Below are 13,451 nucleotides of genomic sequence, written 5' to 3' on the forward strand. Positions count from 1 at the left end.
GCCCACAGCGCATACGCTGCACCCATCCGATGATCGACGAGGAGGAACCCGCGATGCGTGTCGCTCTGTTCCTGACCTGTGTCAACGACACGCTCTATCCCGACACAGGCCGAGCGGTGGTGAAACTGCTGACCAGACTGGGAGTTGACGTCGACTTCCCGATGGCGCAGACCTGCTGCGGGCAGGCGCACTACAACACGGGGTACCGCCACCAGGCAGAGCCGCTCGCCCGTCATTTCTCCGATGTCTTCGGCGCGGAGGAGTACGACGCGATCGTCACGCCCTCCGGGTCGTGCGGCGCGATGGTCCGCGAACTCTACCCCCGCATGGGAGAGCGGGCCCGTGCCGAGGGCCGAGGTGGCGGCCTGGCGGCGACGCTGGCGCCCGTCGTGCCCAAGACGTACGAACTCACCGAGTTCCTGGTGGACGTTCTCGGCGTGACGGATGTGGGGGCGTACTACCCGCACACGGTGACGTACCACCCGACGTGCCACGGTCTGCGCAGCCTCGGCCTCGGTGACCGTCCCACGCGACTGCTCCAGGCGGTGAAGGGGCTCGAACTGCGGGCGCTTCCGGGAGCGGACGAGTGCTGCGGCTTCGGCGGCACCTTCGCGATGAAGAACTCCGATGTCTCGTCGGCGATGGGCACGGACAAGGTGCGCAACGCGGAGTCGACGGGCGCCGACGCCCTGTGCGCCGCGGACAACTCCTGTCTAATGCACATCGGGGGGACGATGTCCCGGCTCAAGAGCGGCCTGCGCCCGGTCCACATCGCGGAGATCCTGGCGAGCACGGAAGAGGAGCCCCTGTCATGAGCGGCACATTCGTAGGCATGCCCGCCTTCCCCGCCGCCGCTCGCGAGGCCGTGGGTGACAAGACCCTGCGCGCCAATCTGCGGCACGCCACGCACACCATCCGCGACAAACGGGCCCGCGCGGTCGCCGAGCTGGACGACTGGGCGCAGCTCCGCGAGGCGGGCAAGCGGATCAAGGACGAGACCCTGCGCCATCTCGACCGCCATCTGGTCCAGTTGGAGGAGTCGGTCACGGCGGCGGGCGGCACCGTGCACTGGGCGGCGGACGCCGACGAGGCCAACCGGATCGTCGCGGACCTGGTCAAGGCCACCGGTGAGTCCGAAGTCGTCAAGGTCAAGTCGATGGCGACCCAGGAGATCGGCCTCAACGAAGCTCTCGAGGCCGAGGGCATCGCCGCGTACGAGACCGATCTCGCCGAACTCATCGTGCAGCTCGGCAAGGACAGGCCCTCGCACATCCTCGTGCCCGCCATCCACCGCAACCGCGGTGAGATCCGCGAGATCTTCGCGCGCGAGATGAGCGAGTGGGGCCGCCCCGCCCCGAACGGTCTCACCGACACGCCCGCCGATCTCGCGGAGGCCGCCCGTCTGCACCTCCGGGAGAAGTTCCTGCGTGCCAAGGTCGGCGTCTCAGGGGCGAACTTCATGGTCGCCGAGACGGGCACCCTGGTCGTCGTCGAGTCGGAGGGCAACGGCCGCATGTGTCTGACGCTGCCCGAGACGCTGATCTCGGTCGTCGGCATCGAGAAGGTCGTGCCGACCTGGCGGGACCTGGAGGTCTTTCTCCAGACCCTCCCCCGCTCCTCGACGGCCGAGCGGATGAACCCGTACACGTCGATGTGGACCGGCACGACCGACGAGGACGGGCCGCGCGACTTCCACCTCGTGCTCCTCGACAACGGACGCAGCGACACGCTCGCCGACGAGGTGGGCCGCCAGGCGCTGCGCTGCATCCGCTGCTCGGCCTGCCTCAACGTCTGCCCCGTCTACGAGCGGGCCGGAGGTCACGCCTACGGCTCGGTGTATCCCGGCCCCATCGGTGCGATCCTCAGCCCTCAACTCCGGGGCACGCAGAGCGAGATCGACGCCTCGCTCCCCTACGCCTCGTCCCTCTGCGGCGCCTGCTACGAGGTGTGCCCGGTGGCCATCGACATCCCCGAGGTCCTCGTCCATCTGCGGGAGCGCGTGGTCCAGGGCGGTGAAGTGACAAGGAACGGCACGAGGGCGACGCTGCGGCCCGCGAAGGGGCACGCGGCCGAGCGGGCCGCGATGCGCGCGGCGGGCCTGGCCTTCGGCCGGCCGGGGGTGCTGCGGGCCGGGCAGCGGCTAGCGTCCGGGACCCGGCGCTTCCACCCGCGCACGCTTCCCGGCCCCGGGCAGGCGTGGAGCGGGACGCGCGATCTGCCGAAGGTGCCCGCGGAGCCGTTCCGCGACTGGTGGCGGCGTACGAACGGCGGCCAGGTGGAGAAGGCGCGGAAGGGCGGCACGAAGTGAGCAGCAGGGAGCAGATCCTCGGCCGCGTCCGGCGAGCGCTGGCCGACGTACCCGACGGCGATGAACAGCAGGAGAGTGACGCCGACGACGCAGCCGTCCCCCGCGACTATCTGCGTGAGCACGGCCACCGCAGCACCGACCAGACCGTCGACCTGCTCGCGGAGAACCTCGCCGACTATCGCGCGCTCGTGCACCGCTGCGCGGACACGGAGCTGCCGGATCTGCTCACGCGGCTGCTCGCGGCACGCGGCACGCGAACCGTGCTCGTGCCGCCCGGTCTCCCGCCGCACTGGCTCAAGGCTGCCGACGCGACCCGTGTCCATGACCGCGCCGCGAGCACTCCGCACGAGCTCGACGCGGTGGACAGCGTCGTCACCGGCTGCGCGGTCGCCGTCGCCGAGACCGGCACGATCGTCCTGGACGGCGGGCCCGACCAGGGCCGCCGGCGGATCACGCTCGTCCCCGACCACCACATCTGTGTCGTACGGGTCCCGGACCAGGTGGTCTCCTCCGTACCGCAGGCACTCGAACGGCTCGACCCCGCCCGGCCGCTGACCTGGATCTCGGGACCGTCCGCGACCAGCGACATCGAACTGGACCGGGTGGAGGGCGTGCACGGCCCGCGCACCCTGGAGGTGGTGCTGGTGAGCGGAGTCTGAGGGCCGCGGTTAGCGTGAGTGCATGATCCGGTTCGAGCAGGTGAGCAAGCGCTACCCGGACGGCACGATGGCCGTGGACGACCTGTCCTTCGAGGTCGCCGAGGGGGAACTGGTCACGCTCGTCGGCCCTTCCGGCTGCGGCAAGACGACCACGATGATGATGGTGAACCGTCTCATCGAGCCGACCGCCGGCCGCATCTTCGTGAACGACGAGAACATCGCGGACGTCGACCCGGTCCGCCTTCGGCGCCGTATCGGCTATGTCATCCAGCAGGTGGGGCTCTTCCCGCACCGGACGATCCTCGACAACACGGCGACCGTTCCCGCGCTGGTCGGCTGGAAGAAGGCGAAGGCACGGGTGCGGGCGGCCGAGCTGCTCGACCTGGTGGGCCTCGACCCGAAGACCTACGGCTCCCGCTACCCCGAGCAGCTGTCCGGCGGGCAGCGCCAGCGGGTGGGCGTGGCACGCGCCCTCGCGGCCGACCCGCCCGTACTTCTCATGGATGAGCCGTTCGGGGCGGTCGACCCCGTGGTGCGCGAGCAGTTGCAGGACGAGTTCCTGCGGATGCAGGCGACGGTCCGTAAGACGGTTCTCCTGGTCACGCACGACATCGAGGAGGCGGTCAGGCTCGGTGACCGGATCGCGGTCTACGGGGAGGGCCGCATCGAGCAGTACGACACGCCCGGCGCGGTGCTCGGCACCCCGGCGACGCCGTACGTCGCCGGGTTCGTGGGCGCCGACCGCGGCCTGAAGCGGCTGTCGGTCACCGAGATCCAGCCGGACGACCTCGAGCAGCCGACGGTGGTCCGGCTCGACGAGCCCGCCGCGCACGCCGCGGCTCGGCTGCGCGAGGAGGACGCCCGCTGGGGCGTCGTCCTGGACACGGGCGGGGATCTGCACGGCTGGGTCGGCATCGACGAGGTGGCGCTGGCCGGCGAGGGCGGCAGAGTGGGTGATCTGGCCCACCGCATGAAGGCGTGGGTGCCGGTGGGCGCCCCGCTCAAGCAGGCGTTCGGCGTGATGCTCCAGCACGACGCGGGCTGGGTCGCGGTCCTCGACGGGGCGCGCTTCCTCGGCGTACTGACCCCGGCGAAGCTGCACGAGGCGCTGCGCCGCTCGGTGGACGCGGACGCGCAGGGCGTGCCCCGGGATCAGGTGGAGTTCGACTCGGTGGCCGACGCCTGAACCCTGCCCGAGCGGCAGCCTCACCCCACCACGACGGGGCTCACAGCAGCCCCTTCTCCTCCAGGAACGTCCGCGCCACGTCCTGCGGCAGCCGCCGCCAGCTGTCCACCTGTTCGTTCATGGACGCCAGGTCCGCCGTCGTCAGCACGGAGTTGAGGCGGCCGAGTGCTTTCGCGACGCCCTCGCTCCCGGCGCGGGAGCGGTTGACGACCGGGACGATGTAGTCGGCGTTCTGGAGCTTCTTGTCGTCCTTCAGCAGGACGAGGCCGAAGTTGTCGAGCGTGGCGTCCGTCGACGTGGTGAGGACCATCTGGTCCTGCCCGCTCTGCACGGCCTTCTTGGCCTGGGTCGTGCCCACACCCTTCGGGTCGACGGAGGTGATGTCGATGCCGTAGACGTCCTTCAGGCCGGGTTCGCAGTACGGGCGTTGCACGCATTCGTCGCCCGCGGCGAGGCGTACCTTCAGGCCGGACTTGCCGAGGTCGCTCAGGGTCTTGAGGTGGTGCTCCTTGGCGAAGGACGCCGTGACGGCGAACGCGTTCTGGTCCACGGCCTTGCCCGGGTCGAGGACGGTGAGGCCGCGCGGCGCGGCGAGTGCGCGCAGGGCCTTCATGGTGGCGTCCAGGTCGGGTGAGCCGACCGGCTTCGCGTCGGCGCCGTTCTTCTTGGCGTTCAGCCAGTCCGCGAAGGTCGCCGCGTACTCGGGGACGACGTCGATCTGCCCGGACTCCAGGGCGGGTTCGTAGAGCTCGCGGTTGGCGACGGAGAGGATCTCCGCGCCGTATCCGGCCTTCTGCAGGAGCAGGGAGTACATCTGGGCGAGCAGATCGCTCTCGGTGAATCCCGCCGACCCGACGACGAGGTGGTGGCTGTCGCCGGGTGGCGCGGTCACCTCGCCCTGGGTCTCCAGGGAGGGCCCCGAAGCGCAGCCGCCCAGGAGCAGGACGCCCCCGGCGACGGCAGCCGTACCCCGTCCCGCGCGGCGCCTCATCCCGTCCGTCCTCTCCCCCGCGCCCATCCGGGGGCGAGCCGTTCGCCGATCTCGAAGAGCCCCTCGACGATCAGCGCGAACACGGCGACCAGCACGGCGCCCGCCACCACCTGCGGGGTGCTCGCGAGGTTGAAGCCGGCCGTGATGATCCGGCCGAGCCCCCCGCCGCCCGCGAGGGCCGCGATCGTGGCGGTGGCCACGAGCTGCACGGCGGCGATCCGCACCCCGCTGAGGACCAGCGGCATCGCGAGCGGCAGTTCGACCCGCCACAGCATCTGCCGTCCCGTCATGCCCATGCCGCGCGCGGCCTGTACGACGCTGCGGTCGACGCCGCGCATACCCACGTACGCGTTGGTGAGCAGCGGCGGCACGGCGAACAGCACGAGAGCGACGACGGTGGGGCCCTCGCCCCACCGCCCGATGGGGGTGAGGAGCAGCAGGACGAGGACCGCGAAGGTGGGCACCGCGCGGCCGACGTTGGAGATGTTGACCGCGAGGGCGCCGCCCTTGCCGAGGTGGCCGAGGACGAGCGCGACCGGCAGCGCGATCAGGCAGCTGAGCAGCAGGCACACGACGGTCAGGACGAGGTGCTGGGTGAGCCGGTGCCAGATGCCGTCGTCGCCCGCCCAGTGGGCCGAGTCGGTGAGCCACTGCCAGGCTTCACTGATGGTGTTCATGAGCGGACCGCCCTCGTCCACGGGGTGAGGATCCGCTGCACGCCGAGGAGCAGCAGATCGGCGAGCACGGCGATGACGACACACAGCACGGACGCGGTGAGGACCTGCGCCTTGAAGTAGGTGTTCATGCCCGTGTAGATCAGGTTGCCGAGCCCGCCGAAGCCGACGATCGCGCCGACCGTGACGAGGGACACCGCGGAGACGGTGGCGATGCGCAGTCCTGCCATGGCGGCGGGCAGCGCGAGCGGCAGTTCGACCGTGAGCAGGAGCCGGATCGGTCCGTAGCCCATGCCGCGGGCGGCCTGCCGGGTGTCATCGGGGACGGCGCGCAGCCCGGCCAGGATGTTGCGCACGAGCAGCGTCAGCGAGTACAGGACGAGCCCTGCGACCACGAGGGACGCGGACAGGCCGTACACGGGGAGCAGCAGCGAGAACATCGCGAGCGAGGGGATCGTGTAGAGGACCGTGGTCAGCGCGAGGACGGGACCGGCCGCCAGGGCCCAGCGGCGGGCGACGACGGCGAGCGGCACGGCGATGACGAGCGCGATGAGGACGGAGACCGCGGTCAGCTCCAGATGCTGGAGGACCGCGTCGACGATGATCTGGCGGCGGGTGCTCAGATACTCACCGCAGATCCACTCGTTGCGCGCGAGGCAGTCGTCCGGGGGCGCGGTCACGTGTTCATTCCAGCGGGCGTGGCGTGCGACGGCGCGTTCTGGTCCCCCGTACGAGCGGCGACCGATGGGCAGCCCCTCGCCCACGACTACACATAAAGAAAAAATAAGAGCAGAATGGATATGTGCGACATTCCGCCGCGCGAGGTCATCAGGCCTGCATCAAGCAGAGGAGAGTCTCATGGCCGACGTCTCACACAGGGGAGACATAGCCGCTCACCCTGACGTATCCGAAATGCGGGACCGGTACGCCCGCGTACTCGGTGGAAAAGATGTGGCACTCGTGGACGGGCCTGTGTTCCTCACGGGCCTCTTCTGTGCCATCTCCCCGTGGGTGGTGCACTTCGCCACCAGCCAGCCAGTCCTCACGACGCACAACCTCATCATGGGCATCGCGATCGGCCTGCTGGGCCTCGGGTTCACCGTCGCGCCCGCCAGGATGTACGGCCTGAGCTGGGCCATGTGCGCCATGGGCGTGTGGATGATCGTGTCGCCGTGGGTCGTCGGCTCGAGCCCTGACACGGGCGTCATCCTGACCAACATCATCATCGGCGGCCTCACTCTCCTGTTGGGCCTCGTGTGCATCGGCGCATCGGCGAAGGAGGGCCGAAAGGCGACCTCGACCTGACACGGGAAACGGAGCCACACCAGCGCGGCGGCCCCCGGATCGGCGGAGAGCCGGGAGCCGCCGTCGGTCGTGCGAGCGCGTCAGGCGGCGCGGCTCACGCGCCCCTGGTGGTCGCGGATGATGTCGGCATAGCGCAGCCCGCTGCCCTTGACGGTGCGTCGCTGCGTCTCGTAGTCGACGTGGACCAGGCCGAAACGCTTGTCGTAGCCATAGGCCCACTCGAAGTTGTCGAGCAGGGACCACGCGTAGTACCCGGCCAGCGGTGCTCCCTTGCGGGCGGCGCTCGCGCAGGCGGCGAGATGCCGGACGAGGTAGTCGGTGCGCTCCGGGTCGTCGATCGTGCCGTCGGGGCGTACGACGTCGGGGTAGGACGAGCCGTTCTCGGTGACGTACAGCTTGCGCGCGCCGTACTCGTTCGTCAGGCGCAGCAGGAGCGTCTCGATGCCGCTCGCGTCGATCTCCCAGTCCATGCCGGTGCGGGGCACGCCTTCGCGGCGCACCTGGTGGGCGTAGGGAGCGGGCCCCGCGGGGTCGTCGGAGACGACGGCCGGGAAGTAGTAGTTCAGGCCCAGCCAGTCCAGCGGCTGCGCGATGGTCGCCAAGTCGCCCGCGCGCTCCGGGAGTTCGACCCCGTATACCTCTTGCATGTCGGCGGGGAAGTCGCGGCCGTGCACCGGGTCGAGCCACCAGCGGTTGGTGTGGCCGTCCACGCGGCGGGCGGCGGCGACGTCCTCGGGGCGGTCGCTCGCGGGCTCCACGGTGGAGAGGTTGTTGACGATGCCGATCTGCGCGCCGGGCGCCGCGGCGCGGATGGCCTGGGTGGCGAGCCCGTGCCCGAGCAGCAGGTGGTAGGAGGCACGCACGGCGGCGGTCAGGTCGGTCAGGCCCGGCGCCATGCGGCCTTCGAGATGGCCGATCCAGGCCGAGCAGAGAGGTTCGTTGAGCGTGGTCCACTGGGTGACGCGGTCGCCGAAGCGCTCGGCGGCGATGGACGCGTACGCCGCGAAGTGCTCGGCCGTCTCCCGCTCGGGCCAGCCGCCGCGGTCCTGGAGCATCTGCGGCAGGTCCCAGTGGTAGAGCGTCACCGACGGGGCGATGCCCGCTTCGAGCAGGCCGTCGATCAACTGGTCGTAGAAGTCGAGGCCCTTGGCGTTGACCGGTCCGTCGCCGCCGGGCACGACGCGTGGCCAGGCGAGGGACAACCGGTAGGCGTTGGTGCCCAGTTGCTTCATCAACTCGATGTCCTCGCGCCAGCGGTGGTAGTGGTCGCAGGCCACGTCACCGTGATCGGCGTTGTCGGTCTTTCCGGGGGTGTGCGAGAAGGTGTCCCAGATCGAGGGGGAACGGCCGTCCTCGGAGACGGCGCCCTCGATCTGGTACGCCGAAGTGGCCGTCCCCCACGCGAAGTCGTTCGGCAGTGCGGCAAGGTCGATGAGCTCGGACACAGACGTCCTCTCAGACGGGGTGGTGACAAGGGAGTGGGTCACTTGACGGCTCCGGCGGTGAGGCCGGCGACCAGATAGCGCTGGAGCAGGAGGAAGCCCGCCACCACGGGAATGCTCACGACCAGCGACGCGGCCATGATCTGGTTCCAGTAGACGTCGTTCTGGGTGGAGTAGCCCTGCAGGCCGATGGCGAGGGTGCGGGTGGCGTCGTTCGTCATGACGGAGGCGAAGAGCACTTCTCCCCACGCGGTCATGAACGCGTAGACGGCGACCGCGACGATGCCGGGGATCGCGGCGGGCACGACGACCTTGAAGAGCGCCCCTATCGGCCCGCAGCCGTCGACGAGCGCCGCCTCGTCCAGATCGCGCGGCACCGAGTCGAAGTACCCGATCAGCATCCAGATCGAGAACGGCAGCGAGAAGGTCAGATACGTGAGGATGAGCCCGCCCCGGGAGCCGAACAGGGCGATCCCCGTGGCGTTGCCGATGTTGACGTACATCAGGAACAGCGGCAGCAGGAACAGGATGCCGGGGAACATCTGCGTGGACAGGACCGTCACCGTGAAGACGCGCTTGCCGCGGAACTGGTAGCGGCTGACGGCGTAGGCGGCGAAGACGGCGATCACGACCGAGCAGACGGTGGCCGCGCCCGCCACGATCAGCGAGTTCATGAAGTACTTCGCCAGCGGAACGGTCTTCCAGATGTCGATGTACGGGCGGATCGTGAGCCCGCTCGGCATCCAGCGGAACTTGCCCGACACGTCTTCGAGGGGCTTGAGCGAGCTGGAGACCATCACGAACACCGGGAGCAGCACGAAGCCCGTGAGCAACGTCAGGAAGATCCGCCGTGACCACAGGAACGAGCGGGGCGCCGCCATCGGCGACCGGGGCTTCGCGGCCCCGCGGGGCGGCGCGGCCGTGCGGACGCTAGACATGAGCGGACTTCCTCTCGCGCGAAGTGACCCACAGATAGACGCCCGTCACGGCGAGCAGGAACAGCAGCAGCAGGACGGACATGGCGGAGCCGGTGCCGAAGTTCCAGGTGACGAACGAGGACTGGTAGATGTGGATCGAGACCAGGTCCGCGGCCTCGGGCGCCGACCTGCCGAACAGGACGTACGGCGTGTTGAAGTCGTTGAACGTCCACAGGAACAGGACGAGCACGAGGACCTGGTTGACGGAGCGCAGGGACGGCAGGGTGATGCGGCGGATCTGCTGCCACATGCCCGCGCCGTCGAGCGCGGCCGCCTCGTACATCTCCCTGGGGATGTTCTGCAGCCCGGCCATCATGATGAGGAAGGCGAACGGCCAGCCCTTCCACACCGACACGGTGAGCAGCGCGACGAAGCTGTTGTCGCCGATGAGCCAGAACGGCGCGCTGTCGGTGAGGCCCAACTGGTCGTGCAGCACGTGGTTGATGAGGCCGTTGTCGCGCTGGAACATGAAGCCCCAGGTGATCACCGCGGCGTAGACGGGCAGTGCGTACGGGACGAGGAAGAGCGCCCTGAGGAAGCCCCTCCCCTTGAACGTCTCCTGCAGATAGATCGCGGCGGTCGTCCCGATCAGCCAGCACAGGCCCACCGAGAGCAGGGTGAAGGCGCAGGTGACGAGGAACGAGTGCAGCAGCGCCTCGCCCACCGGGGCGTCGAAGTCGACCGCGATCTCGTAGTTGTCCAGGCCGGACCAGGGCGCGGCGCCCCAGTCGCGGATGAAGAACTGGGTGAGCTCCTTGAAGCTCATCGTGATGCCGATGACGATCGGCAGCAGATGGACGAGGAGTTCGAGCAGGAGGGCCGGCAGCAGCAGGAGGTACGGCAGGCCGATGCGGCGGAGCCGTCCGGGACGGCGGCGCGGGCCGCGCTCCGTCTCCGGGGCGTTCGCGGACGGCTCCTTCGCGCTGTGCACGACGGTCGTGGTTCCGGTTCCGGTCACGGTCGTGTCGCTCACTGCGAGGACATCTGCTGCTGAGCCTTGACCAGTTCGGCCTTCACCGACGCCGTGGTGACCTCACGGCCGTCCGCGGCGTTCGCGAAGAGGTTCTTGACGGCGGTGCCGACCGCGGTCTCGAACTGCGACTCGTTGGGCACCTGGGGCAGCGGTGCGGCGCTCTTGGCGAGGGTGTCGCGCAGGACCTTCAGCTCGGGGCGGTCGAAGGCCGCGTCCTCCTGCGCCGCCTTGACCGGCGGCACGGATCCGTAGGACTTGCACAGGATCTTCTGTTCCGCGTCGCTGGTCATGAACTTCACGAACTTCAGTGAGCCGTCGATGTTCTTGGTGTTCTTGAAGACAGCCATGTTGATGCCGGCGACCATCGAGTTGGTGGCCTTGCCCGCGCCCGGAGCGCCGGAGTCGACCGGCACGGGCGCCACGCCCCACTCGTCGTCGCTCATGCCCTGCGACTTGAAGGTGGTGGCGGCGGCCTGCCACAGCACCATCGCCGTCTTGTCCTTGGCGAAGTCGCTCAGGGACTGGTTCTGCGCGTACTCCGCGTTGCCCGGGGCGATGATCTTGTCCTTCGCCATCATGTCGACGTACTGCTTGACGGCCGCGACCGCGCCGTCCGACGTGAAGTCCGCCTTGCCGTCCGCGGTGAAGAAGTCGGCGCCGTGCTGCTTGCCGAGGGCGAAGACCTGGTGGATGTTGTTGGAGAGGTTCGCCCCTTCGGCACCCAGGGCCCACTTGCCGCCCTTGGAGATCTTCTTGCCGTCCTCGACCAGCTCGTCCCAGGTGGCGGGCGGCTTGTCTATGCCGGCCTCATCGAACATCTTTTTGTTGTAGTAGAGGGCGTACGCCATGGAGTACAGCGGCACGGCTGCCGGGTCCTTGTCCGGTGCTCCGGCCGAGCCAAGCGCGGACTCCACGAAGCGGTCCTTGCCGCCGATCTTGTCGAAGTTCTTCTCGTCCCAGGGCAGCAGGGCGCCGCTGGCCTGGAGCGACGCGCTCCAGGTGTTGCCGATGTTCAGGACGTCGGGGCCCTGGCCCGAGGTCGTCGCGGTCAGGATCCTGTTGAGCAGCTCCGACCACGGGACGACTTCGAGCTTGACCTTGATCCCCGTCTGCTTCTCGAACTTGGCCAGTTCGGGCTTGAGGATCTTCTTGTCCGCCTCGACGTTGGGGCCTTGGTTGGACGCCCAGTAGGTCAGCGTCTTCGGCGAGTCGTTGGACCCGCCGCCCCCCGACGTCGAACCGCCGCCGCAGGCGGACGCGGTGAGGGCGAGCGAGAGAGTGGCGGCGCCGACGGCGGCGGCTCGGAATCTGCGCATGGCTCCAGGTGTCCCTTCCGGAGGGAGTCATGGGGAGGATGGCTGGCCCAGCGCCGGGTCGAGCAGCGCCGCGTTCAACTCTTGAATGCCCTCATGACTTAATTTAGGACGTGAGTTAAACCGGCAGGGAAGATACCGTCAAGGGGTCACACAGAACCAACTTCGAGGCAGAGCAGGCCGGAAGGAACCACATGGCAGGGCAGCGCAACGGGCGTACGGTGCACGACCTGCGGCGGGAGAACCGCGCCGCCGTACTGCAGCGGCTGTACTTCGAGGGACCGATGAGCCGCTTCACGCTCGGGCCCGCCACCGGGCTGAGTTCAGGTTCCATCAGCAATGTCGTGGCCGAGCTGGTGACGGAGGGGTGGGTGGAGGAGGCGGGCAGCGTGGAGTCCGACGGCGGACGCCCGCGTACGCTGCTGCGGGTGGCGCCCGGCCGGGGTCAGCTGATCGGCGTGGACGTCGGCGAGACCCGCGTACGCGTCGAACTCTTCGACCTCTCCCTGTCCGAACTCGCCAGGGCAGAGCGCCCGTTGACCCTGAAAGGCCATGACGTCGGCGGCATCGCGGAGCACATCCGCGACGGTATCGGCGACGTACTCGACGCGGCGGGCGTCACGGAGGAGGGACTCCTCGGCGTCGGTATCGGCGTACCCGGAATCGTCGCGCGCGACGGCGAACGCGGTGCCGTCGTGCACGGGCAGACCATAGGCTGGGACGCGGTGCCGCTGGAATCACTGCTGCGGGGGGCCGGCCAGGGGACCACTCAACTCCCCGACTCCGTCCCGTACTTCATCGACAACGGCGCCAAGACGCTGGGCCAGGCGGAGATGTGGTTCGGCGCGGGGCGCGGGACACGCAACGCGGTGGTGGTCCTGTTCGGCTCCGGTGTCGGAGCGTGCGTCGTCACCGAGGACGTGGAGCAGGGCCGCGCCGTCGAGTGGGGTCACCTCACGGTTCGGGTGCAGGGCAGACGGTGCCGGTGCGGTGGGCTCGGGTGCCTGGAGGCGTACGCGGGGGCGGAGGCGCTGCTCGAACGGTGGCAGGAGGCGGGCGGGCACCCACCCAGAGGCACGGACGAGGAGAGAACGCTCACCGCCATGCTCGACGCCGCCTACCCGAAGGGCGGCGGCGCGCCAGATCCGACGGCCCTGGCCGTGCTGGAGGAGACCGCCGAGTACCTGGGCGCGGGCCTCGCCGACCTGATCAACCTCTTCCAGCCGGAGCGGATCCTCGTCGGCGGCTGGGCCGGGCTCCAGCTCGGCCAGCGCTTCCTGACCGCGGTGAAGTGCTACATCCCGACGTACGCCCTTTCCTACCCCGCGGGACGCGTCACCATCGACCTGGGCCGCCTCGGCCCCGACGCGGTGACGGTCGGCGCCGCGACACTGCCGCTCGCCGACTTCTTCGCGCGCGGCGGACGGCGCGCGGCCCCGGTGCGGGAGGCCGAACTCCCCGCCTGGCAGACCGCGTTGGAGGGGCGCCAGCCGTCCTAGAGGTGCACTTCTTGGCTACGGGCGCGACTACAGGAAGTCGCCGAGCCTGCCTCGGCGGCGTCCCGTCTTCGGTCCGGGGCAGGGTCAACTGCGCGATCTGGCCGCACTGTTGGTCCAGCTGGGT

Annotated in this window: 13 protein-coding genes; 6 read left to right on the forward strand and 7 right to left on the reverse strand. The window is 69.5% G+C overall.

Annotated elements, in window-relative coordinates; all coding sequences use genetic code 11:
* The first annotated feature begins 53 nt into the window (after nucleotides 1–53).
* From ABXJ52_RS03055 to ABXJ52_RS03070, 4 genes are read left to right on the forward strand one after another with little or no spacing between them, the layout of a single operon-like run.
* Nucleotides 54–815: a (Fe-S)-binding protein gene (locus ABXJ52_RS03055; RefSeq protein ID WP_367038978.1), complete on the forward strand. Its 762-nt coding sequence runs from the start codon at nucleotides 54–56 to the stop codon at nucleotides 813–815.
* Entirely contained in the window at nucleotides 812–2,308 is a 1,497-nt protein-coding gene (locus ABXJ52_RS03060; RefSeq protein ID WP_367038979.1) for a LutB/LldF family L-lactate oxidation iron-sulfur protein, read from the forward strand. Before ABXJ52_RS03055 ends, ABXJ52_RS03060 begins: the two co-directional genes overlap by 4 nt.
* Entirely contained in the window at nucleotides 2,305–2,967 is a 663-nt protein-coding gene (locus ABXJ52_RS03065) for a lactate utilization protein C (RefSeq protein ID WP_367038980.1), read from the forward strand. The genes ABXJ52_RS03060 and ABXJ52_RS03065 overlap by 4 nt, the downstream gene beginning before the upstream one ends.
* A gap of 22 nt (nucleotides 2,968–2,989) precedes the next feature.
* On the forward strand, nucleotides 2,990–4,153 hold the full coding sequence (locus tag ABXJ52_RS03070; protein WP_367038981.1) for a betaine/proline/choline family ABC transporter ATP-binding protein: 1,164 nt from the start codon (nucleotides 2,990–2,992) through the stop codon (nucleotides 4,151–4,153).
* A gap of 40 nt (nucleotides 4,154–4,193) precedes the next feature.
* Here ABXJ52_RS03070 and ABXJ52_RS03075 read toward each other — a convergent pair whose 3' ends face one another.
* Genes ABXJ52_RS03075 through ABXJ52_RS03085 form a run of 3 tightly spaced genes read right to left on the reverse strand, consistent with a single transcriptional unit; the run spans nucleotide 4,194 to nucleotide 6,498 of the window.
* Nucleotides 4,194–5,144, reverse strand: a complete 951-nt coding sequence (locus tag ABXJ52_RS03075) for an ABC transporter substrate-binding protein (protein WP_367038982.1) — start codon at nucleotides 5,142–5,144, stop codon at nucleotides 4,194–4,196.
* Nucleotides 5,141–5,821 carry an ABC transporter permease gene (locus ABXJ52_RS03080; RefSeq protein ID WP_367038983.1) on the reverse strand — a complete coding sequence of 227 codons (681 nt, stop codon included), beginning with the start codon at nucleotides 5,819–5,821 and terminating at the stop codon, nucleotides 5,141–5,143. Before ABXJ52_RS03080 ends, ABXJ52_RS03075 begins: the two co-directional genes overlap by 4 nt.
* On the reverse strand, nucleotides 5,818–6,498 hold the full coding sequence (locus ABXJ52_RS03085; RefSeq protein ID WP_367038984.1) for an ABC transporter permease: 681 nt from the start codon (nucleotides 6,496–6,498) through the stop codon (nucleotides 5,818–5,820). Before ABXJ52_RS03085 ends, ABXJ52_RS03080 begins: the two co-directional genes overlap by 4 nt.
* 178 nt (nucleotides 6,499–6,676) lie before the next feature.
* Here ABXJ52_RS03085 and ABXJ52_RS03090 point away from each other — a divergent pair, with 178 nt between their 5' ends.
* Nucleotides 6,677–7,123 (forward strand): SPW repeat protein, encoded by a 447-nt coding sequence (locus ABXJ52_RS03090; protein WP_367038985.1) that lies wholly within the window; start codon nucleotides 6,677–6,679, stop codon nucleotides 7,121–7,123.
* Between the two features lie 80 nt (nucleotides 7,124–7,203).
* Here ABXJ52_RS03090 and ABXJ52_RS03095 read toward each other — a convergent pair whose 3' ends face one another.
* From ABXJ52_RS03095 to ABXJ52_RS03110, 4 genes are read right to left on the reverse strand one after another with little or no spacing between them, the layout of a single operon-like run.
* Entirely contained in the window at nucleotides 7,204–8,568 is a 1,365-nt protein-coding gene (locus tag ABXJ52_RS03095) for a GH1 family beta-glucosidase (protein ID WP_367038986.1), read from the reverse strand.
* A gap of 38 nt (nucleotides 8,569–8,606) precedes the next feature.
* Nucleotides 8,607–9,503 carry a carbohydrate ABC transporter permease gene (locus tag ABXJ52_RS03100; protein ID WP_367038987.1) on the reverse strand — a complete coding sequence of 299 codons (897 nt, stop codon included), beginning with the start codon at nucleotides 9,501–9,503 and terminating at the stop codon, nucleotides 8,607–8,609.
* On the reverse strand, nucleotides 9,496–10,473 hold the full coding sequence (locus ABXJ52_RS03105) for a sugar ABC transporter permease (protein ID WP_367048779.1): 978 nt from the start codon (nucleotides 10,471–10,473) through the stop codon (nucleotides 9,496–9,498). The genes ABXJ52_RS03100 and ABXJ52_RS03105 overlap by 8 nt, the downstream gene beginning before the upstream one ends.
* Nucleotides 10,474–10,511: 38 nt before the next feature.
* Entirely contained in the window at nucleotides 10,512–11,831 is a 1,320-nt protein-coding gene (locus ABXJ52_RS03110) for a sugar ABC transporter substrate-binding protein (RefSeq protein ID WP_367038988.1), read from the reverse strand.
* A 191-nt stretch (nucleotides 11,832–12,022) separates the two neighbouring features.
* Here ABXJ52_RS03110 and ABXJ52_RS03115 point away from each other — a divergent pair, with 191 nt between their 5' ends.
* Nucleotides 12,023–13,327, forward strand: coding sequence for an ROK family transcriptional regulator (locus ABXJ52_RS03115; protein ID WP_367038989.1), 1,305 nt, complete (start codon nucleotides 12,023–12,025; stop codon nucleotides 13,325–13,327).
* Nucleotides 13,328–13,451: the final 124 nt, after the last annotated feature.

Source organism: Streptomyces sp. Je 1-332 (assembly GCF_040730185.1).
Classification (GTDB): domain Bacteria; phylum Actinomycetota; class Actinomycetes; order Streptomycetales; family Streptomycetaceae; genus Streptomyces.

Excerpts from the sequence above, each read along its gene's own strand:
- ABXJ52_RS03055 (WP_367038978.1), top strand. The coding sequence starts at position 54 with ATGCGTGTCGCTCTGTTCCTGACCTGTGTCAACGACACGCTCTATCCC.
- ABXJ52_RS03060 (WP_367038979.1), top strand. The coding sequence starts at position 812 with ATGAGCGGCACATTCGTAGGCATGCCCGCCTTCCCCGCCGCCGCTCGC.
- ABXJ52_RS03070 (WP_367038981.1), top strand. The coding sequence starts at position 2,990 with ATGATCCGGTTCGAGCAGGTGAGCAAGCGCTACCCGGACGGCACGATG.
- ABXJ52_RS03075 (WP_367038982.1), bottom strand. The coding sequence starts at position 5,144 with ATGAGGCGCCGCGCGGGACGGGGTACGGCTGCCGTCGCCGGGGGCGTC.
- ABXJ52_RS03080 (WP_367038983.1), bottom strand. The coding sequence starts at position 5,821 with ATGAACACCATCAGTGAAGCCTGGCAGTGGCTCACCGACTCGGCCCAC.
- ABXJ52_RS03090 (WP_367038985.1), top strand. The coding sequence starts at position 6,677 with ATGGCCGACGTCTCACACAGGGGAGACATAGCCGCTCACCCTGACGTA.
- ABXJ52_RS03100 (WP_367038987.1), bottom strand. The coding sequence starts at position 9,503 with ATGTCTAGCGTCCGCACGGCCGCGCCGCCCCGCGGGGCCGCGAAGCCC.
- ABXJ52_RS03110 (WP_367038988.1), bottom strand. The coding sequence starts at position 11,831 with ATGCGCAGATTCCGAGCCGCCGCCGTCGGCGCCGCCACTCTCTCGCTC.
- ABXJ52_RS03115 (WP_367038989.1), top strand. The coding sequence starts at position 12,023 with ATGGCAGGGCAGCGCAACGGGCGTACGGTGCACGACCTGCGGCGGGAG.